Here is a 19,112-nt window from a genome sequence, read left to right on the forward strand (position 1 = left end):
GGGTGCCGGTGCACGGACCGGGGGTGTGGGCAGGTGCATCGGCGGGGTGGGCAGGTGCATCGGCGGTGTGGGCAGGTGTACCGGGGGTGTGGGCAGGTGTACCGGCGCCTGGACCCGCGCGCCGGGTAGTCCCATCGGGATCGGCAGCGGGATAGGGAGGGGCACCGGCGCCGCGGGTGCCGTCACCGGAAGAGGGATGCGCACTGGCGCCGCGGGCAACGGAACCGGCACCGGTGGTGCGGCGGGCACCGGCAGTGCGGCAACCGGCACGCTCACCGGCGGCACCGCCCGCGCCGGGTGTATCGCGGGCGTGGGCACAACTGTTCGCGACTGCGGTACCGGTACCCGCGCCGGTGCCGGGGGAGCAGCTTGGGCAGGTACGACGAGGTGTTGACCCGGGTCGGGTTGGAGTGCGACGGTCGGTCGGATCCCCCATCCCAGCGCGATCTCCAGCGCCAGCGCCGCCGTCACGGCGACCACGGCCAGCGCGCTCCCGACCAACAGGCCCGGCCGAGACCGTAGTTGGCGGGCGTCGGAACCGTCGGCGGCGGGCCCCGCCTCGGTCGTCGCGGCGTCGGCGTCGTCGGGAACGGCGCTGTAGGCGAGGTCGTCCTCGCCAGGCTCACCGCCGGCCCACACACCTGGCACACCGAGGTAACCGAGGGCGTACAGGTCCACCTGGCCGGTGCCGGGATCTTGCGCGTAGGCCAACGCGTCGGTCGACGACGAGAACAGCGGCGCGTTCGCCGCCGCCAGCGCCGCACCGCGGGCCAGCGCGGTTTCCGGCTCCTCGGGCAGGCTGACCGGAAGCCACGTCGTCGCCTCCAGCGCGGGCTTGATCGGTGCGATGTCGACGCCGCACCCCACCGCGAACAGTCCCGCCGGGCGGGTGTCGAGCGCGTCCAGGCCGGCCAGCATCGCGGCCAACTCGGCAGTGACGTCGGCGTCTGGGAGCGGTCGGCGCACCACGTCGGTGATCGAACCGTCGGCGGAGTCGACGATGGCCAGGGTGGCGGTGTCCGGTTCGACGACCAGCATCGCGGTACGCGCGTAACCCATTGCCTGCCCGACGTTTTGGGTCAGTGCGGCGGCTGCCAGAAACGCCGAGACCAGCATGACGTTCTCGATCTTGCGCCCGGCCAGCACGTCGTGCAGCGCGGCGGCGTCGACGGGGTCGGTCCAGGTCACCCCGGTCGACGCCAGCCGGTAGCCGCCTTCGACGGCGCCTTCGCGCGTGCCCAGGATCGCCGAGACGACCTGATCGGATGGGCGCACGGTCGCCGGGTCGTCAGCGGCGCACACGTCGAAGCTGTCTTCCTCGATCGTGACGCCGTCGGCATTTTCACCCTCGACCAGCACCATGCGGATCGCCGTGGGTGCCATCGATACCCCGAGTGCGATGTCCACTGCTCCTCCAAAGTTGTTTGCGAGCCGGCCACGGTCGGGCGGAGGATTGCGCCGCTCGGGCCGTCATCTGGTTCGTCGTCGCTGCACTACGCGACGTTACCGGCCGGTCTTAGCCGGTCGCTTTGCGATTTCTATGAGCCGACTGTGCGTGCCTTCGCCGCCGAGGCTCAGATTTCGGGCCGTCCGTGGGCCGGGCCGACCCGGTTGCCACATCAGTGGCCCGCGCCCGGCGGCTGTATCGCGTCGACCAGTGCGGCCTGCAGGACGTGCGGTGGTCGTGTGGCCCGGCTATGCGGGAGCGTGCCCGGATTCCCGGGCACGCTCGGCCGCCAGCTCGGCGATGACGCGCGCGGTACGTTTGCGCAGCAGGACCGCCGCGCCTACCCCGCCCACCACGGCGACCACCAGAGCGATCCAGGAGAACCGCTCCAGCCAGCGTTCGGCGGCGATTCCGGCAAAGTAGACCAACGCCGTGGTGCCGCCCGCCCAGCACAGCGCCCCGGTGACGTTGGCGGCCAGGAACCGCGGGTAGGGCATCTTCAGCGCCCCGGCCAGCGGTCCGGCGAAGATCCGCAGCAGCGCGATGAAGCGCCCGAAGAACACCGCGTGCGCACCCCAGCGGGTGAAGAGGCGCTCGGCCAGGGCGACGTGTCCGGGGCCGAAGTGGCGCGGGAACCGCCGGCCGAGCCAGTCGAACAGCGGCATGCCGACCCGCCGGCCGATCGAGTAGCCGATCGAGTCGCCAACCGCGGCGCCGATCACGGCGGCGGCACCGACGCCGATCGGGTTGACGGCCAGCTCATGGCGCGATGACAACAGCGCCGCACCGACCAGCATGATCTCACCCGGCAGCGGGATGCCCAGGCTCTCCATCCCGATCACGGCGCCGACCACGACGTACACCAGCAGCGGCGGGATCGAGTGCAGCAGGGCGTCGACGTCCATGGGACAAGCTTGCCCGACCCCGCGCGGCAACGCCCGCCGGCGCAGCCGCCTCCCGTCTAGCAGCCGCTCGCAGGCTTGTGGGCGACGATCGCGACGGCGATCAACCGGTCGCGGTAGGTGCGGAACGTGCGGCGCATGATCAGCACGCGGCGGCGGGCGTCGGGGTGGGTCAGCAGGTTCTTGGCAAACCGCAACGCTCCCGGCAGACCTTCGTCGGCGACCAGGCGGCGCGGCTGCAGCAGCGCCATCGGGGCGGTCTCCACGGCGTCGACAACCAACCCGGCGCCGGCGAGCAGTTGTGTCCATTCGGCCACCGTGAGCGGGCGGGCGTTGACCTTGATGGCGCGGGCCAGCGACTGCCGGACGTCGGCCTTGACGTCTTCGGCGATGGTGTCCGGTGTCAGCGCGAGTTCGTGGATGGCGTAGCGCCCGCCGGGCCGCAGCACCCGCGCCGCCTCGGCCACGATGGCCTGCTTGGCCGGGTCGGTCTGCATCGTCAGCATCGCCTCGCCGACGACGACGTCCCTGGTTGCGGCGGGCAGTCCGGTGTCGGCAGCGTCGGCGACCCGGATGTCGCCGTGTCCGGCGACGATGGCGGCGACCGACCGGGCCGCATCGGGGTCCTGTTCGGCTCCGACGTAGGAGCGGGGCTCTCGGGCGATGATCTCGGTCGCGGTGCGGCCCAGCCCGGGCGCCAACTCCAGCACGTCCGCACCGTGCATGACGGCACGCGTCAGCATCCAGCGGGTCAGACCGATGCCGCCCGGGCGCAGCACCCGCTTACCCAGGCGCGCCAGCAGCCAGTGGCCCTGCACGGCGTCGTCGGCGCGCTCCGGCCAGGGCAGCGTCTCGTGGCTCATCACACCGCCGCCCGCACCGTCGGGGTCAGCGGCAGGATTTCCCGCTTCTGGTGCACCGTCAGGTACCGCAAGCCCTGCGGGCCGGCGCTGAACTGGCGCCGGGAGCGTTTCGGCAGCCACAGCAGGGCGCCGGGGGCCAAGTCGATCTCGCTCTGCTCGGTGCTCAGCCGGCCGCTGCCGGCCAGCACGTGGATCAGCACGTCGACGTCGGCCCCGGTGTGGGCGGCGATCCCGCCGCCCGGCGCCAGCGCGATGATGTTCGAGTCGAGGTCGCGTTCGCGGACCTCCAGCTTCCACACCGCCCCGGTCAGATCGGGGTCGTTGGCTGCGTCGCCGGTGTTGGCCAGGATGCGGGGGAGCGGGGTGCCGGCGAGCTTGCTGATCCGGATCCGCCACACCGTGGGGCCCTTGTCGAGGTACTCCCAGCCGTAGCCGCCGGCGTGCTCGGTGTCGAACTCGTCGTGCAGGTGTCTGGGGTCGTGGTTGTTGACGAGCACGAACGACCCTCCGACCGGGAGATCGGCGTAGGTGGCGAAGATGGTCGGGTGCTTGTCCGGCTTGCGGAGCTCTCGGACGTCAAGTTCGATGTCGGCCATGGGTTTTCGCACCTCTCGATTGTTTTTACAAGAATTCTTGTGCAAACACTAGCTCAACCCGGCGCGATAGGGAAGCCTGCCCTACCGTTGTCGCGACGGTCTTCGTCAGGCCGGGTGCGGGCGCCGGACACTCGCCGGGCGACGCTGCCTAGTTTTTACAACAAATACTGTGTAAAGTGCGGAATCATGGCGTATGTGATTGGCGAACCCTGCGTAGACGTCATGGACCGCGCCTGCGTCGAAGAATGTCCGGTCGACTGCATCTACGAAGGCGGCCGCGCTCTGTACATCCACCCGGACGAGTGCGTGGACTGTGGCGCATGCGAGCCGGTGTGCCCGGTCCAGGCCATCTACTATGAGGACGACCTGCCCGACAACCTGCAGCCCTACCTGGCCGACAACGCAGCGTTCTTCTCCGAGACGCTCGACGGCTGCGACGAGCCGCTCGGGTCGCCCGGGGGGGCCGCCAAACTCGGACCGCTTGGCGTCGACACGCCGTTGGTGGCGAGCCTGCCGCGACGCGACGAAACACGAGGAGAATGAGCGATATCACCGGATCGGAAGAACGCACCGGCCGACGCCCCGATGTGCTGCGGGCGCTGAAGGCGGCCACCGCCCCGATGAGCATCGTCGAGATCGCCGACGAACTCGGCGTGCATCCCAACACCGTTCGCTTCCATCTGGGTGTCCTGCTCGCCGAAGGCCGGGTGCGGCACGTCGCGCCGGACCGCAAACGGCCGGGCCGGCCACCGCTGCTGTTTGAGGCGATCCGACAGATGGACCCGGGCGGGCAGCGGCACTACCAGTTGCTGGCCGAGATCCTCACCATGGGTTTCGCCGCCGACCCCGACCCGGCCGCCAAGGCGCGGGCCACCGGCCGGGCCTGGGCGAAGCAGCTGCAAGAGCCGGCCATGGGTGATGCCGGACCGGAGGAGGCGATCAGCCGCTTGCTGGGTGTGCTCGACGAGCTCGGGTTCGAACCCGAGCGGCGGGGACAGACCGAGCTCGGCCTGCGGCACTGCCCGTTCCTCGAGCTCGCCGAAACGCGCGGCGCCGTCGTCTGCCCGATCCACCTCGGGCTCATGCAGGGCGCGCTGGAAGCCTGGAACTCCCCGGTCAGCGTGGACCGGCTGGAGGCCTTCGTCGAACCGGATCTGTGCCTGACGCACCTGACGGTGCACACCGGGCCGGGAGCCGCCACATGAGCGCCGGAACGGCTGTTGCGGTGGCCGTCACCTTCCTGTGGCTGGGAATGGTGGCCGCGATCTCGTTCCTGGAGGCGCCGCTGAAATTCCGCGCACCCGGCGTGACGTTGCAGATCGGGCTCGGCATCGGCCGCCTGGTCTTCCGGGCGCTCAACACTGCGGAGATGGTTTTCGCGGTCGTCGTCGTGCTCGCCGCGACGGCCAGCCGCCCGCCGGCGGGCGCCACGGCGGCGTTCATCGTCGCATTCGCCGCGTTGGCCCTGCAGCTCGGAGCGGTGCGACCCCGGTTGAACCGCCGTTACGACAAGATCCTGGCCGGCCACGATGCGCCCCGGTCCCGCGCCCATCACGCCTACGTCGGCCTCGAGCTGGTCAAGGTGGTCGCGTTGGCCGCGGCCGGGGCCCTGTTGCTGTCCAGCTGAGGTCAGCCGACCACCGAGAGTAAGGATCGCCGATGGAGTCGATATCGCTCACCACCCTCGCCGACGAACAGCTGGCGCAGGCACGCCAGGCGCACAGCGGCAGGGCCGCCCACACCATCCACGGCGGCCATGCGCTCGAGCTGCGCCAGACGGTGGTGGCGCTGGCCGCCGGGCAGGGGTTGGCCGAACACGACAGCCCCGGCGAAGCGACCCTGCAGGTGTTGCGGGGCCACGTGCGGCTCACCGCCGGCGACGAGGCGTGGGACGGCCGGGCGGGCGACTACGTCACGATCCCGCCGAGCCGGCACGCCCTGGAATCCGTCGAGGACTCGGTGGTGATTCTCACCGTGGTGAAGACCATCCCCTCCGCCCAGCGGGCGCCCGTTGCCGGCGGCTACACCGCGCGCACGTAGCGGGCGGCGATCAGGCGCTGGGCCGACCGCGCGAGCGGCCCGCCCGCTCTGCTCCACCAGGTCGCCGGCCGGGAGAACGACGACACCTCCGCGAACACCGCCGCGGTGTGCGGGTCGCGGCGCACGGTGAACCGTTCCTCGCCCGACTCGGGATGCCCGGGCAGCGTGCCGTAGGCGAATCCGCGCAGGCCGGGTTGGTCGACGACGTACACCACCCGGCACGGCGCGCGCAGGAAACCGATGCCGACCAGCACCACCGTGCCGGCCGCGGCGACCTCGCTGCCGGCCGTCACCCGCAGGCCCGCGCCGCGCTGCATGCCCCAGCGCAGCACCGCGTCGGCGGCGGCGTCGAAACGCCGTTGACCGGAGCCGATCTGCTTCGAGACGCTCAGGTGGTGATACCCCGGAGGCGGTGGGCCGGCGGTGGCGCCGACCTCCGGGTAGCTGAACGGCAGCTCGGTGAGGCTGTGCAGGTCCACACGCTCAGCTTGGCACGCGCGCGGGGTACGGTCGTGCGGATGACCAGACGAGGCGTCGCCCAGGCAGCCGGAACGTTCCGCCTCGGCGGCGATCTGACGGTCAACCGGCTGGGTTTCGGCGCGATGCGGCTGACCGGCACAGGGGTGTGGGGCGAGCCGCCGGACCGCGGCGCGGCGGTCCGGGTGTTGCGCCGCGCCGCCGAACTCGGCGTCGACTTCATCGACACCGCCGACTCCTACGGCCCGTACGTGTCCGAGGAGATCATCCGCGAGGCGCTGCATCCCTACGACGGTGTGGTGATCGCCACCAAGGCCGGGCTGCTGCGCACCGGGCCCGACGTCTGGATCCCGCTGGGCAACCCGAGTTACCTGCGGCAGGAATGCGAGATGAGCCTGCGGCGCCTCGCGGTGGATCGCATCGACCTGTTCCAGCTGCACCGCATCGACCGCAACTTCCCGCTGGCCGACCAGGTCGGCGAACTGGCCGCGCTGCAGGCCGAGGGCAAGATCCGTCATATCGGCCTGTCCAACGTCGACGTCGACCACGTGACTGCGGCCCGGCAGATCACGCCGATCGCCTCGGTGCAGAACCGGTACAACCTGGCCGACCGCGCCGCCGAACCGCTGTTGGATGCCGCCGCCGGCCAGGGCATCGGCTTCATCCCGTGGTTCCCGCTCGCCGCCGGCCCGCTGGCCAAACCGGACGGGCCGCTGGCGCGGATCGCCGCCGACCATCACGCGACGCCGTCGCAACTGGCGTTGGCCTGGCTGCTGCGGCGGTCGCCGGCGATGCTGCCGATCCCGGGCACGTCGAGCGTGGCGCATCTGGAGGAGAACGTGGCCGCCGCCGAGATCACGCTCTCCGACGACGAGTTCGACGCCGTGGCGGCTGCGGGCGCTCAGAACACCTGACCGGTGCCGCGAAAGTGCATTCCACGACGCATTTCGCGAGTGGAACCGTCGGTGGTTGCACTTTCGCGGGAAACTAGCATGGTCGTCGATTCGACCGACTGGAGAACACCCGCGATGACGTCAGCACAGCCCGCCCCGATCCGAGTGCCCGCGGGGACGGCAGCGGCGGCCGCGGTGCGCGACGCGGGCCTGCCCGGCCGCGGTGCGCCCGACGCGATCGTGGTGGTGCGCGACGCCCAGGGGACACTGCGCGACCTGAGCTGGGTTCCCGACGCCGACACCGACGTCGTGCCGGTGGCGGCCGACACCGACGACGGCCGCAGCGTTATCCGGCACTCCTGCGCCCATGTGCTGGCTCAGGCCGTCCAAGACTTGTTCCCGCACGCCAAGCTCGGCATCGGACCTCCGATCACCGACGGCTTCTTCTACGACTTCGACGTCGCCGAACCCTTCACCCCCGAAGACCTGGAGGCGCTGGAGAAGCGGATGCGCCAGATCGTCAGGGACGGACAGCTGTTCTCCCGCCGGGTGTATGAGTCCATCGAGGCGGCCCGCGCGGAGCTGGCCGACGAGCCCTACAAGCTCGAACTCGTCGACGACAAGTCCGGTGACCCTGCGGTGATGGAGGTCGCCCCCCCGGGCAGCAATGGCGAGCTCACCGCCTACGACAACCTCAATCCCCGCACCCGGGAACGGGTTTGGGGCGACCTGTGCCGCGGCCCGCACATCCCGACCACCCGTCATATCCCGGCGTTCACCCTGACCCGCAGCTCGGCCGCTTACTGGCGCGGAAACCAGAACAACGCCAGCCTGCAACGCATCTACGGCACCGCGTGGGAGTCGCAGGACGCGCTGGAACACCACCTGACCCTGCTGGACGAAGCCCAGCGCCGCGACCACCGCAAACTCGGCGCCGAACTGGACCTGTTCAGCTTCCCCGACGAAATCGGTTCCGGCCTGGCGGTTTTCCACCCGAAAGGCGGCATCGTGCGCCGCGAGCTGGAAGAGTATTCGCGGCGCCGGCACATCCAGGCCGGCTACGAGTTCGTGACCACTCCGCACGTCACCAAGGCGCAGCTGTTCCACACCTCCGGGCACCTGGACTGGTACGCCGACGGCATGTACCCGCCGATGCACCTCGACGCCGAATACAACGACGACGGGACCCTGCGCAAACCCGGTCAGGACTACTACCTCAAGCCGATGAACTGCCCGATGCACACCCTGATCTACCGGGCCCGCGGGCGGTCGTATCGCGAACTTCCGTTGCGGCTCTTCGAGTTCGGCACCGTGTACCGCTACGAGAAGTCCGGTGTGGTACACGGCCTGACCCGGGCGCGCGGCTTCACCATGGACGACTCGCACATCTTCTGCACCCGCGAGCAGCTGCACGGCGAACTGGCGTCGCTGCTGCGGTTCGTGCTCGAGCTGCTCGGCGACTACGGGCTGACCGACTTCTACCTGGAGCTGTCCACCAAGGACCCGGACAAGTTCGTGGGCGCCGAGCAGATGTGGGCGGAAGCCACCCAGGCGCTGGCGCAGGTGGCGGCCGAGTCCGGCCTGCAGCTGGTGCCCGACCCGGGTGGCGCGGCGTTCTACGGCCCCAAGATCTCCGTACAGGCCCGCGATGCCCTGGGCCGCAACTGGCAGATGTCGACGATCCAGGTGGACTTCAACTTCCCGGAGCGCTTCGAACTGGAGTACACCGCCGCCGACGGCACCCGGCAGCGGCCGGTGATGATCCACCGCGCGCTGTTCGGGTCGATCGAGCGGTTCTTCGGCATCCTCACCGAGCACTACGCCGGCGCGTTCCCGGCGTGGCTGGCGCCGACGCAGGTGGTGGGTATCCCGGTTGCGGAGAGTCACCTGCCGTATCTGGAAGATGTTGCGGGCCAACTGAAGTCGCTGGGCGTGCGGGTCGAGGTGGACGACAGCGACGACCGGATGGCCAAGAAGATCGTCCACCACACCAACCAGAAGGTGCCGTTCATGCTGCTGGCCGGCGACCGCGACGTCGCCGCCGGTGCGGTCAGCTTCCGGTTCGGCGACCGCACGCAGGTCAACGGGGTGCCCCGCGACGAGGCCGTCGCGGCCATCGTGACATGGATCGCTGATCGCGAAAACGTCGCTCCGACAGCAGATCTGGTGAAGGTGGCCGATCGTGGCTGACGACGAGCGCGGGCGCGACGAGGCGATCATCGACAGAGGCGTCGGCGATTCCGACCACCTGCAGCGGCTGTGGACGCCCTACCGGATGAGCTACCTGGCCGAGGCGCCGCTGCGGCGCGACGACTCCGACCCGGCGCAGCCGTTCACCGACATTCCGCAGCTGTCCGACGAGGACGGCCTGGTGGTCGCCCGCGGCGAACTCGTCTACGCGGTGCTCAACCTGTACCCCTACAACCCGGGCCACCTGATGGTGGTGCCCTACCGGCGGGTGTCCGAACTGGAGGACCTCACCGACAAGGAGAGCGCGGAGCTGATGGCCTTCACGCAGAAGGCTATTCGTGTCATCAAGGGGGTGTCCCGGCCGCACGGCTTCAACGTCGGGATGAACCTGGGGACGTCGGCGGGCGGCTCGCTGGCCGAGCACCTGCACGTGCACGTCGTGCCGCGCTGGGGCGGCGACGCCAACTTCATCACGGTGATCGGCGACTCCAAGGTCATCCCGCAGCTGCTGCGCGACACCCGTCGGCTGCTGGCCGCCGAATGGGCGAAACAGCCGTGAGCAAGCTGCTGTCCCGCGACGGGGTAGCCCGCGTCACCACTCCGTTGGCGCGGGCGTTGCTGCGGGCCGGCTTGACCGCAGACGCTGTCACGATCGTCGGCACCGCGGCCGCCGTCGCGGCCGCGGTGACGCTGTTTCCGACCGGCCGGTTGTTCGTGGGCGTGTTGGTGATCTGGTTTTTCGTCATGTTCGACTTGCTGGACGGGGCGATGGCGCGGGCAAGCGGCGGTGGCAGCCGCTTCGGTGCGGTGCTGGATGCCACCTGCGACCGGATCAGCGACGGCGCGGTGTTCTGCGGGCTGGCGTGGTGGGCAGCCTTCGGGCTGCACAGCCGGCCGCTGGTGGCGGCCACGCTGATCTGCCTGGTCACGTCGCAGGTCATCTCCTACATCAAGGCCCGCGCGGAGGCCAGCGGGCTGCGCGGCGACGGCGGTTTCATCGAGCGGCCGGAGCGGTTGATCATCGTGCTGGTCGGGGCGGCATTGTCCGACCTGCCGGTGTACCCGCTGCCGTGGGCGCTGCCCGCGGCGGTGTGGCTGCTGGCGGTGGCCAGCGTGATCACCTGCGCGCAGCGGCTGCGCACCGTGCGGCGGTCGTCCGGGGCGGCGGAGCCACTGCACCGGCCGGGGCAGAGCCAGCCGTGATCGCGCTGCCGGGGGGTCTGAAGGTGCCCGGTGTGCGCAGCTTCCCGCTGGGCAGCCGGATCACGGACTGGGGATACGCGGCCGGCTGGGCGATGGTGCGCGCCATGCCGGAGTTCGCCGCCCGCAGCGCCTTCGACGCCGGTGCGCTCTACGCGTCGCTGGGCGGCGGGCCGGAGCAGCTGCGCAAGAACCTGGCCCGAGTCGTCGGCCTGCCACCCGCCGACGTGCCCGGCTCGCTGATGCGCGCGTCGTTGGCGTCCTACGCCCGGTACTGGCGGGAGGCCTTCCGGCTGCCGGCGATGGACCACCGCACGCTGGGCCGGCAGCTGCACGACTCGGTGCGCGGCCAGGAGCATCTGGAGGTGGCGCTGGCCGCCGGGCGCGGCGCGGTGCTGGCGTTGCCGCACAGCGGCAACTGGGACATGGCCGGGGTGTGGGTGGTACAGGCTCATGGCGGCCTGACCACCGTCGCCGAGCGGCTGAAACCCGAGTCGCTGTACCGGCGCTTCATCGACTATCGGGAGAGCCTGGGCTTCGAGGTGCTGCCACTGTCCGGGGGCGGGCGGCCACCGTTCCAGCTGCTCTGCGAACGCCTGCGCGACAACAGGATCGTGTGCCTGATGGCCGAGCGCGACCTCACCCGCACCGGAGTCCAGGTGGACTTCTTCGGCGAAGCCACCCGGATGCCGGCCGGACCGGCCAAGCTGGCGATCGAGACCGGGGCGGCGCTGCTGCCGGTGCACGGCTGGTTCGAGCGCGACGGCTGGGGATTCGAGATCTATCCCGAACTGGACTGCGCCGGCGCTGATGTCGGCGCCACCACTCAGGCGCTGGCCGACCGGTTCGCCGGCAACATCGCCGCATACCCTGCCGACTGGCATATGCTGCAGCCGCAATGGCTGGCCGACCTGCGGCCCGGCGACGATGCAGAGCGCGCAGCGCGATGAGGAGCAGCCGGGCAATTGGGCCCGAGCAGCGACGGGCCGGATTGGGGGCGCCCTGATGCGCATCGGCATGGTGTGTCCGTACTCGTTCGACGTGCCCGGCGGGGTGCAGTCGCATGTGCTGCAGCTCGCCGCGGTGCTGCGCGCCCGCGGGCATCGCGTCAGCGTGCTGGCGCCGTCGTCGCCGCACGTCGACCTGCCCGACTACGTCGTCTCCGCCGGCAAAGCCGTCCCGATTCCCTACAACGGCTCGGTGGCGCGGCTGAAGTTCAGCCCCGCGGTGCACGGCAGGGTCAAACGGTGGCTCACGCAGGGCGACTTCGACGTTCTGCACCTGCACGAGCCCAACGCGCCCAGCCTGTCGATGTGGGCGCTACGGGTGGCCGAGGGCCCGATCGTGGCGACCTTCCACACGTCGACCACCAAATCGCTGACGTTGTCGGTGTTCCAGGGGGTGCTGCGGCCCTGGCACGAGAAGATCGTCGGCCGGATCGCGGTGTCCGACCTGGCCCGGCGCTGGCAGATGGAGGCGCTGGGCTCGGACGCGGTGGAGATTCCCAACGGCGTGGACGTGGCCGCGTTCGCGTCGGCGCCGCTGCTGGACGGCTACCCGCGGCCGGGTAAGACGGTGCTGTTCCTGGGCCGCTACGACGAGCCCCGCAAGGGCATGACGGTGCTGCTCGACGCGCTGCCGCGGCTGGTGCGGCGCTTCGGTGATGTGCAGGTGCTCGTCGTCGGCACCGGCGACGAAGACGAATTGCGCGCCAAGGCCGGCGGATTGATGCGCCACATCCGCTTTCTCGGCCAGGTCGACGACGCCGGGAAGGCGTCGGCGCTGCGCAGCGCCGACGTCTACTGCGCGCCGCACACCGGGGGAGAGAGTTTCGGCATCGTGCTGGTCGAGGCGATGGCCGCGGGCACCCCGGTGGTGGCCGGCGACCTGCATGCGTTCCGGCGGGTGCTGCGCGACGGCGCAGCCGGGCGGCTGGTGGCGGTAGGCGATCCGGCCGCGCTGGCCGACGGGCTGATCGCGGTGCTGGAGAACGACGTGCTGGCCGGACGCTACGTCGCGGCGGGCGCCGACGCGGTGCGCCGCTACGACTGGCCGGTGGTGGCCGACCAGATCATGCGGGTGTACGAGACGGTCGCCGGCTCCGGGGGCAAGGTGCAGGTGGCGAGTTGACGGTCGGGATCGTCGTCGCGGTCGCGGTGCTGCTCGCGGTGCTGGCGGCGTTCAGCGCCTGGGTGTACCAGACGGCCAACCGGCTGGACCGGCTGCACGTCCGTCACGACCTGTCCTGGCAGGCGCTGGACTCCGCGTTGGCCCGGCGCGCCGTGGTGGCCCGCGCGGTGGCCGCGCACGGCGGCGCCGCGGAGGGCCCGAGGTTGGCGGCGCTGGCCGACGCCGCCGAACGGGCGGCCCGCCACGACCGCGAGGCGTGCGAAAACGAGCTCTCGGCGGCGCTGGCGACGGTCGACCCGGCGTCGTTGCCGCCGGCCCTGGTGGCCGAACTGGCCGACGCCGAGGCCCGGGTGCTGCTGGCCCGGCGATTCCACAACGACGCCGTCCGCGACGCCCTGGCGCTGGGTGATCGACCCGTGGTGCGCCTGCTTCGACTGGGCGGAAGAGCCACGCTGCCAAGCTATTTCGAGATCGTCGAGCGGCCGCACGGTCATGCGCCGTCCCGGCCGCGGATATCGGCGCGGGTGGTGCTGCTCGACGACACCGGCGCGGTGCTGCTGCTGTGCGGGTCCGACCCGGCGGCGTCGCAGGGTACTGATCGACCCGTGCCGCGCTGGTGGTTCACCGTCGGGGGTCAGGTGCGGCCTGGCGAGCCGCTGGCCGACGCCGCCGCCCGCGAGCTGGCCGAGGAGACCGGTTTACGGGTGGACCCCGCCGACCTGGTCGGCCCGGTCTGGCGGCGTGAGGAGGTCTTCGACTTCAACGGCTCGGTGATCGACAGCCAGGAATTCTTCTTCGTCCACCGCACCCGCAGGTTCGAGCCGTCAGCGGCCGGGCGGACCGAGCTGGAACGCCGCTACATCCACTGCGCTCGCTGGTGCGACGCGCACGACATCGCCGCGTTGGCGGCGGCCGGTGAGACGGTCTACCCGCTGCAGCTGCCCGAACTGCTCGGCGACGCCGCCGAGCTCGCCGGCAGCCGCGCCCCGCACCCGCTGCAGTCCATCCGCTGACACTGCCGAGCGTGCAACCAGCTTCACGTTCGGCGTCGAGCGTGCGACCAGCTTCAAGTCGGGTGGAGGCGCGGCTGGTCAACCTGGGCAGAAAGCCGGCCGGCGGCCACCACTAGACTGGCGTACTACCAGGTGAAGGAGAGTTTGCAGTGGACAGCGCCGCGTCGTCGAACGGCACCGGGCAAACCGGAACCGCGCGGGTCAAGCGCGGCATGGCCGAGATGCTCAAGGGCGGCGTCATCATGGACGTCGTCACCCCCGAGCAGGCCCGCATCGCCGAAGGCGCGGGCGCCGTCGCGGTGATGGCCCTCGAACGGGTGCCCGCCGACATCCGCGCCCAGGGCGGCGTATCGCGGATGAGCGACCCGGACATGATCGAGGGCATCATCGCCGCGGTGACCATTCCGGTGATGGCCAAGGTGCGTATCGGGCATTTCGTCGAGGCGCAGATCCTGCAGAGCCTGGGTGTGGACTACGTCGACGAGTCCGAGGTGCTGACGCCCGCCGATTACACCCACCACATCGACAAGTGGAAGTTCACCGTGCCGTTCGTGTGCGGGGCCACCAACCTCGGCGAGGCGCTACGGCGCATCAGCGAAGGCGCTGCGATGATCCGCTCCAAAGGCGAAGCCGGCACCGGCGACGTGTCCAACGCGACCACCCACATGCGGGAGATCATCGGCGGGATCCGTCGGCTGACCTCGCTGAGTGACGACGAGTTATACGTGGCCGCAAAGGAATTGCGGGCGCCGCACGAACTCGTCGTCGACGTCGCGCGGGCCGGCAAGCTGCCGGTGACGCTATTCACCGCCGGCGGGATCGCCACCCCGGCCGACGCCGCGATGATGATGCAGCTCGGCGCCGAGGGCGTCTTCGTCGGCTCGGGGATCTTCAAGTCCGGCGACCCCGCCCAGCGCGCGGCCGCGATCGTCAAGGCCACCACCTTCTACGACGACCCCGACGTGCTGGCCCGGGTGTCGCGGGGGCTGGGCGAGCCGATGGTGGGCATCAACGTGGAGGAGATCGCAGCGCCGCACCGCCTGGCCGAACGCGGCTGGTGACAACGGCGATGAGGGCTTGCGCGAAGAGCAGACGGTCATAGCGTGGCGATCGAGAAGATCCTCGACCTCGAGCAGCTCGAGGTCAACATCTACCGCGGCAGGGTGTTCAACGCCGAGTCGAGCGCATGGCAGCGCACCTTCGGCGGCCATGTGGCCGGCCAGTCGCTGGTGTCGGCGGTGCGCACGGTCGACCCGCGTTACCTCGTGCACTCGCTGCACGGATATTTCCTGCGGCCGGGGGACGCCACAGCGCCCACCATCTTTCTCATCGAACGCATCCGCGACGGTGGCTCGTTCTGCACCCGGCGGGTCAACGCGGTCCAGCACGGCGAGACGATCTTCTCGATGTCGGCGTCGTTTCAGGCGGCCCAGACCGGCATCGAGCACCAGGACGTGATGCCGTCGGCGCCGCCGCCGGACGACCTGCCGGCGCTCACGTCGATCAGGGTCTTCGACGACGCCGTGTTCCGCCAGTTCGACGAGTGGGATGTGCGGATCGTCCCGCGGGAGAAGCTGGTGCTGCTGCCCGGTCTGGCCGCCCAGCAGCAGGTGTGGTTCCGCCATCGCGACCCGCTGCCCGACGACCCGGTCCTGCACATCTGCGCGTTGGCGTACATGAGCGACCTGACCCTGCTCGGTTCGGCGCAGGTGATCCACGAGCAGGAGCGCCCGCACCTGCAGGTCGCCTCGCTGGACCACGCGATGTGGTTCATGCGCCCGTTCCGGGCCGACGAATGGCTGCTCTACGACCAGGCTTCGCCGTCGGCGTACGGGGGCCGGTCGCTGACCCAGGGCAAGATTTTCACCCGGGGCGGCGACATGGTCGCGTCGGTGATGCAGGAGGGCCTGACCCGCTACAAGCGCGACCTTCGTCCGGCGAGCGGGTGAGCGGGCCGCGGATCGGGGTGCTGGCGCTGCAGGGCGACACCCGTGAACACGTCGCGGCGTTGCGGGAGGCCGGAGCTTCGCCGGTGCCGGTGCGCCGGCGTCGTGAGCTCGACGCGGTCGACGCGCTGGTCATCCCCGGCGGGGAGTCGACCACCATGAGCCAGCTGCTGCGCGAGCTCGACCTGCTGGAGCCGTTGCGCACGCGGCTGGCCGACGGGTTCCCGGCTTACGGAGCGTGTGCCGGCATGATCCTGTTGGCCAGTGAGATCCTGGACGCCGGAGTGGGCGGCCGCGCGGCCGTTCCGCTGTTCGGTATCGATATGACTGTGCGGCGCAACGCTTTTGGACGGCAGGTCGATTCGTTCGAAGGTGACATCGCGTTCGCCGGCCTGGACGGGCCGGTGCACGCGGTGTTCATCCGCGCGCCGTGGGTGGAGCGTGTCGGCGACGGCGTGCAGGTGCTGGCCCGCGCGGCCGGCCACGTCGTCGCGGTGCGGCAGGGACGGGTGCTCGCGACGGCGTTTCACCCGGAGATGACTGGCGATCGCCGCATCCACCGGTTGTTCGTCGCCATGGTGACCGGGGCGGCGTGAGCCCGGGGGTCACCGCGGCCCCGTCTGTCACGTGAGTCACCGCGAGGACGGGTTGTGCAGGTTTGCCCGGCTCACAGCGACAATCTGTGGGCGGGTCGGCGCGTGCAACGCAACGACCCATCGGGCGGTAATGCCCGCCCGGCTTGTCGCTGTGAGGCGGGCACATCGGACTACTCCGGATTTTCTGTGACGTGCGGGGCTGCTGAGTTGACCCACAGCACCCCGAGGAGCGCCGGGCAACCGGCGCCGGCTCGCCACGTAGACTCGTCGGGCGAACTCCGGCAGGTAACAGAACAGGCAACAGAACAGGCAACAGAACAGGCAACAGAACAGGCAACAGAAGAGGTATTACCCGATGAGCGGCCACTCCAAATGGGCCACCACCAAGCACAAGAAGGCCGTCGTCGACGCGCGGCGCGGCAAGAACTTCGCCCGGCTGATCAAGAACATCGAGGTCGCGGCGCGGGTCGGCGGCGGCGACCCGGCGGGTAACCCGACGCTCTACGACGCCATCCAGAAGGCCAAGAAGAATTCGGTGCCCAACGACAACATCGAGCGGGCCCGCAAACGCGGCGCCGGTGAGGAGGCCGGCGGCGCGGACTGGCAGACCATCACCTACGAGGGCTACGGCCCGGGCGGGGTGGCGGTGCTGGTCGAATGCCTGACCGACAACCGCAACCGCGCCGCCAGCGAGGTGCGGGTGGCGATGACCCGCAACGGCGGCACCATGGCCGATCCCGGATCGGTGGCCTACCTGTTCGCCCGCAAGGGCGTCGTCACACTGGAAAAGAACGGCCTCACCGAGGACGACGTGCTCACCGCGGTGCTCGACGCGGGCGCCGAGGACGTCAACGACCTCGGCGACAGCTTCGAGGTCATCACCGAACCCGGCGACCTCGTGGCGGTGCGCTCTGCGCTGCAGGACGCCGGCATCGACTACGACTCCGCCGAAGCCAGCTTCGCGCCGTCGGTCAGCGTGCCCGTCGACCTCGACGGCGCCCGTAAGGTGTTCAAGCTCGTCGACGCGCTGGAGGACAGCGACGACGTGCAGAACGTCTACACCAACGTCGACGTCTCCGGCGAGGTCTTGGCGGCGCTGGACGAGGAGTAGGTCGGCGTCGTGCGCGCCTCACGTCCAGCTAAATGGCGGCCTGATCGTGGGCTGTTCTGCGTCGGTAGGACCGGTGCCGCATGCCGGCCTGTGTGCCATCCCGCACGCCCCACGGGATCGCCTCGTGCGGCGCCGATCTCCCCGAGCGCGGTTCTAGCCGGCGTCCGCGTCGCCTGGCGGGGAGACGGTCGGCAGGCCTTGCGACTCCGCGGCGTCGAGCAGCCGGCGCTCGTCGGCACGTAACCTCGTCGGCACGTAACACGGTGAGCCCCCGCCTGTCGGTGTCGGCAGTGGCCAGGTGTACCGCATCGAAGGTGTGTAGCCCGGCGGGCAGTAGGGTGGCTGCCACCGAGGCGCTGGTGGCCAGGTTTTCGTCGGGACGGTCATTGAGCCAGTCGATCAATGCCGTTGAATCTTGTTCAGCCGCGACACGTTTCACCGTCGCCGACGTATCCAGGTAGATCATCGGTCGGCGCGTTGCTCGTCGCGGATCGCGGTGAGCGAACGACTTTCGACCAGATCGGCCGCGCGGAGTGGAATTCGTTGTGCGGCAGCGGGGATCAATTAACCTTGGGTGATGAGCTTCTCGCGCGCTTGCTCCACGGGGGTCTCGACGGGGGTAAGGACACGTTACACAATGACGTTTACTTCTGATCTCTGGGCTACCATGTTCATGGTCTGGCTGGAGTCCTGTGCTCGGAGGAGTCGCTGGCGGCCGAATTCGCACTGTGCGATCGCATTTGGATGAGCGGCAGCGGCGGCTGGTGATGGGTGCTCGGGCACGGGCGTTGGGTCATGGCGGGATCAAGACGGTTGCGCGTGCGGCGGGGGTGAGCGCGGTGACGGTGTCGAAGGGTGTCGCTGAGCTCGACGCCGGGTCAGAGCCGCTGGGCCGCACACGCCGGCCAGGTGGCGGTCGCAAACCGGTGACGACGAGGGCTACGGGCCGGCCGCGGTCGGTGATGTGGATGGTCAGTCCGGCCTTCGCCTTTGCCATCCACGCGCTCGCGTTCCGGCGCAGTTCACGAATCCCGATGGTCTCCACCCGTCAGTGGTAGCCCCTAACGTGCTACCTGTGGATTGCGCAAACCTGCTTGACACCGACCTGCGGTGGGAGCCCTCTGGCAAGCCCACGGGCCGCGACTGGCCGTGACCACAACCGCCGATGCGCCCTCGCAGTCAGATGTAGCGAACGTCGGCACCGACTGCTTCATAGGTACTGCGGGCTCTTCGATCAAGGGTGAGGAGGGGCAGGCCGGCCTCGACCGCTGTAGCGGCGACCAGGCCGTCGTAGGTGGCCTTACCGCCGATCCCAGCGGCGGCCAGCGCTTGGAGAGCACGATCGGTCGCCGTCGCGGTGAGCGCCGCCCTGTGTGTGAAGGTGCTGTCCAGAAGGGCCAGCGCCTGGGCGGGCACGACGCGAAGGACCGGGTGGCGGGTTAACACCGCATATGTCTCAAACAATGCGTGAGCAGCGATTCCCGCTCGGTGTTCGCTGACCGCATCGAAGGCGGCGTCGTGGAACTCGTGAAGTTCGGACAGCGCCGGGAGTGCGACGCTCGTATCGACCAGCGCGGTCGGCGTGTCAGGGCAATCGGCTGTCAGGGGAATCGGCTGTCAGGGGAATCGGCTGTCAGGGGAATCGGCTGTCAGGGGAATCGGCTCTCACGCAACCTATCCCGCACGCTGAGCATGTCCTCCAAGGTAG

At 70.2% G+C, this 19,112-nt stretch carries 21 protein-coding genes and 1 pseudogene; 16 read left to right on the forward strand and 6 right to left on the reverse strand.

Going from position 1 to position 19,112, the window contains the following annotated elements; translation table 11 throughout:
- From ABDW21_RS09990 to ABDW21_RS10005, 4 genes are all read right to left on the reverse strand, one after another.
- Positions 1–1,407 (reverse strand): hypothetical protein (locus ABDW21_RS09990; RefSeq protein ID WP_343710392.1); only part of this gene is annotated, 1,407 nt, incomplete at its 3' end.
- A gap of 288 nt (positions 1,408–1,695) precedes the next feature.
- Positions 1,696–2,352 carry a DedA family protein gene (locus ABDW21_RS09995; RefSeq protein WP_343599450.1) on the reverse strand — a complete coding sequence of 219 codons (657 nt, stop codon included), beginning with the start codon at positions 2,350–2,352 and terminating at the stop codon, positions 1,696–1,698.
- A gap of 56 nt (positions 2,353–2,408) precedes the next feature.
- Positions 2,409–3,212: a methyltransferase domain-containing protein gene (locus ABDW21_RS10000; RefSeq protein WP_343599452.1), complete on the reverse strand. Its 804-nt coding sequence runs from the start codon at positions 3,210–3,212 to the stop codon at positions 2,409–2,411.
- Positions 3,212–3,808 (reverse strand): DUF2249 domain-containing protein, encoded by a 597-nt coding sequence (locus ABDW21_RS10005; RefSeq protein WP_343599453.1) that lies wholly within the window; start codon positions 3,806–3,808, stop codon positions 3,212–3,214. The genes ABDW21_RS10000 and ABDW21_RS10005 overlap by 1 nt, the downstream gene beginning before the upstream one ends.
- A gap of 186 nt (positions 3,809–3,994) precedes the next feature.
- On the opposite strand from ABDW21_RS10005, the gene fdxA reads away from it, so the two are divergent.
- The 4 genes from fdxA to ABDW21_RS10025 are packed head-to-tail and all read left to right on the forward strand — an operon-like array spanning position 3,995 to position 5,848.
- Positions 3,995–4,351 (forward strand): ferredoxin, encoded by a 357-nt coding sequence (gene fdxA, locus ABDW21_RS10010; protein WP_343599455.1) that lies wholly within the window; start codon positions 3,995–3,997, stop codon positions 4,349–4,351.
- On the forward strand, positions 4,348–5,013 hold the full coding sequence (locus ABDW21_RS10015) for a helix-turn-helix domain-containing protein (protein ID WP_343710393.1): 666 nt from the start codon (positions 4,348–4,350) through the stop codon (positions 5,011–5,013). The genes fdxA and ABDW21_RS10015 overlap by 4 nt, the downstream gene beginning before the upstream one ends.
- On the forward strand, positions 5,010–5,435 hold the full coding sequence (locus ABDW21_RS10020) for a hypothetical protein (protein WP_343710394.1): 426 nt from the start codon (positions 5,010–5,012) through the stop codon (positions 5,433–5,435). The genes ABDW21_RS10015 and ABDW21_RS10020 overlap by 4 nt, the downstream gene beginning before the upstream one ends.
- 32 nt (positions 5,436–5,467) lie before the next feature.
- Positions 5,468–5,848, forward strand: a complete 381-nt coding sequence (locus ABDW21_RS10025) for a cupin domain-containing protein (RefSeq protein ID WP_343599461.1) — start codon at positions 5,468–5,470, stop codon at positions 5,846–5,848.
- Here ABDW21_RS10025 and ABDW21_RS10030 read toward each other — a convergent pair.
- Entirely contained in the window at positions 5,830–6,327 is a 498-nt protein-coding gene (locus tag ABDW21_RS10030) for a DUF1990 domain-containing protein (protein WP_343599463.1), read from the reverse strand. The genes ABDW21_RS10025 and ABDW21_RS10030 overlap by 19 nt on opposite strands.
- A 39-nt stretch (positions 6,328–6,366) precedes the next feature.
- Between ABDW21_RS10030 and ABDW21_RS10035 the strand changes: the two genes are divergently transcribed.
- From ABDW21_RS10035 to ABDW21_RS10090, 12 genes and pseudogenes are all read left to right on the forward strand, one after another.
- Positions 6,367–7,239: an aldo/keto reductase gene (locus ABDW21_RS10035; RefSeq protein WP_343599465.1), complete on the forward strand. Its 873-nt coding sequence runs from the start codon at positions 6,367–6,369 to the stop codon at positions 7,237–7,239.
- A 78-nt stretch (positions 7,240–7,317) separates the two neighbouring features.
- The gene (gene thrS, locus ABDW21_RS10040) at positions 7,318–9,408 is read left to right on the forward strand and encodes a threonine--tRNA ligase (RefSeq protein ID WP_343710395.1); all 2,091 of its coding nucleotides are present in this window, start codon (positions 7,318–7,320) and stop codon (positions 9,406–9,408) included.
- Complete coding sequence (locus ABDW21_RS10045) at positions 9,398–9,967, forward strand: HIT domain-containing protein (protein ID WP_343710398.1); 570 nt, start codon at positions 9,398–9,400, stop codon at positions 9,965–9,967. The genes thrS and ABDW21_RS10045 overlap by 11 nt, the downstream gene beginning before the upstream one ends.
- Complete coding sequence (pgsA, locus tag ABDW21_RS10050) at positions 9,964–10,611, forward strand: phosphatidylinositol phosphate synthase (RefSeq protein WP_343710396.1); 648 nt, start codon at positions 9,964–9,966, stop codon at positions 10,609–10,611. Before ABDW21_RS10045 ends, pgsA begins: the two co-directional genes overlap by 4 nt.
- 5 nt (positions 10,612–10,616) lie before the next feature.
- Positions 10,617–11,558: a phosphatidylinositol mannoside acyltransferase gene (locus ABDW21_RS10055; protein WP_343710399.1), complete on the forward strand. Its 942-nt coding sequence runs from the start codon at positions 10,617–10,619 to the stop codon at positions 11,556–11,558.
- 55 nt (positions 11,559–11,613) lie between these two features.
- Positions 11,614–12,738 carry a glycosyltransferase family 4 protein gene (locus ABDW21_RS10060; protein ID WP_343599469.1) on the forward strand — a complete coding sequence of 375 codons (1,125 nt, stop codon included), beginning with the start codon at positions 11,614–11,616 and terminating at the stop codon, positions 12,736–12,738.
- Between the two features lie 8 nt (positions 12,739–12,746).
- Entirely contained in the window at positions 12,747–13,751 is a 1,005-nt protein-coding gene (locus ABDW21_RS10065; RefSeq protein ID WP_343599516.1) for an NUDIX domain-containing protein, read from the forward strand.
- A 149-nt stretch (positions 13,752–13,900) separates the two neighbouring features.
- Positions 13,901–14,812, forward strand: a complete 912-nt coding sequence (gene pdxS, locus ABDW21_RS10070) for a pyridoxal 5'-phosphate synthase lyase subunit PdxS (RefSeq protein WP_343599471.1) — start codon at positions 13,901–13,903, stop codon at positions 14,810–14,812.
- A 42-nt stretch (positions 14,813–14,854) separates the two neighbouring features.
- On the forward strand, positions 14,855–15,700 hold the full coding sequence (tesB, locus tag ABDW21_RS10075; protein ID WP_343599472.1) for an acyl-CoA thioesterase II: 846 nt from the start codon (positions 14,855–14,857) through the stop codon (positions 15,698–15,700).
- Positions 15,697–16,293: a pyridoxal 5'-phosphate synthase glutaminase subunit PdxT gene (gene pdxT, locus ABDW21_RS10080; RefSeq protein WP_343710397.1), complete on the forward strand. Its 597-nt coding sequence runs from the start codon at positions 15,697–15,699 to the stop codon at positions 16,291–16,293. The genes tesB and pdxT overlap by 4 nt, the downstream gene beginning before the upstream one ends.
- Before the next feature lie 355 nt (positions 16,294–16,648).
- Positions 16,649–17,404 carry a YebC/PmpR family DNA-binding transcriptional regulator gene (locus tag ABDW21_RS10085; protein ID WP_343599475.1) on the forward strand — a complete coding sequence of 252 codons (756 nt, stop codon included), beginning with the start codon at positions 16,649–16,651 and terminating at the stop codon, positions 17,402–17,404.
- A 767-nt stretch (positions 17,405–18,171) separates the two neighbouring features.
- Positions 18,172–18,333 (forward strand): annotated as a pseudogene (locus ABDW21_RS10090) (ISAzo13 family transposase); the annotation flags it as partial.
- 250 nt (positions 18,334–18,583) lie between these two features.
- Here the strand turns inward: ABDW21_RS10090 and ABDW21_RS10095 are convergent.
- Positions 18,584–19,015, reverse strand: a complete 432-nt coding sequence (locus ABDW21_RS10095) for a PIN domain-containing protein (RefSeq protein WP_343710400.1) — start codon at positions 19,013–19,015, stop codon at positions 18,584–18,586.
- Positions 19,016–19,112 lie beyond the last annotated feature (97 nt).

Source organism: Mycobacterium sp. (assembly GCF_039583805.1).
Lineage (GTDB): Bacteria > Actinomycetota > Actinomycetes > Mycobacteriales > Mycobacteriaceae > Mycobacterium.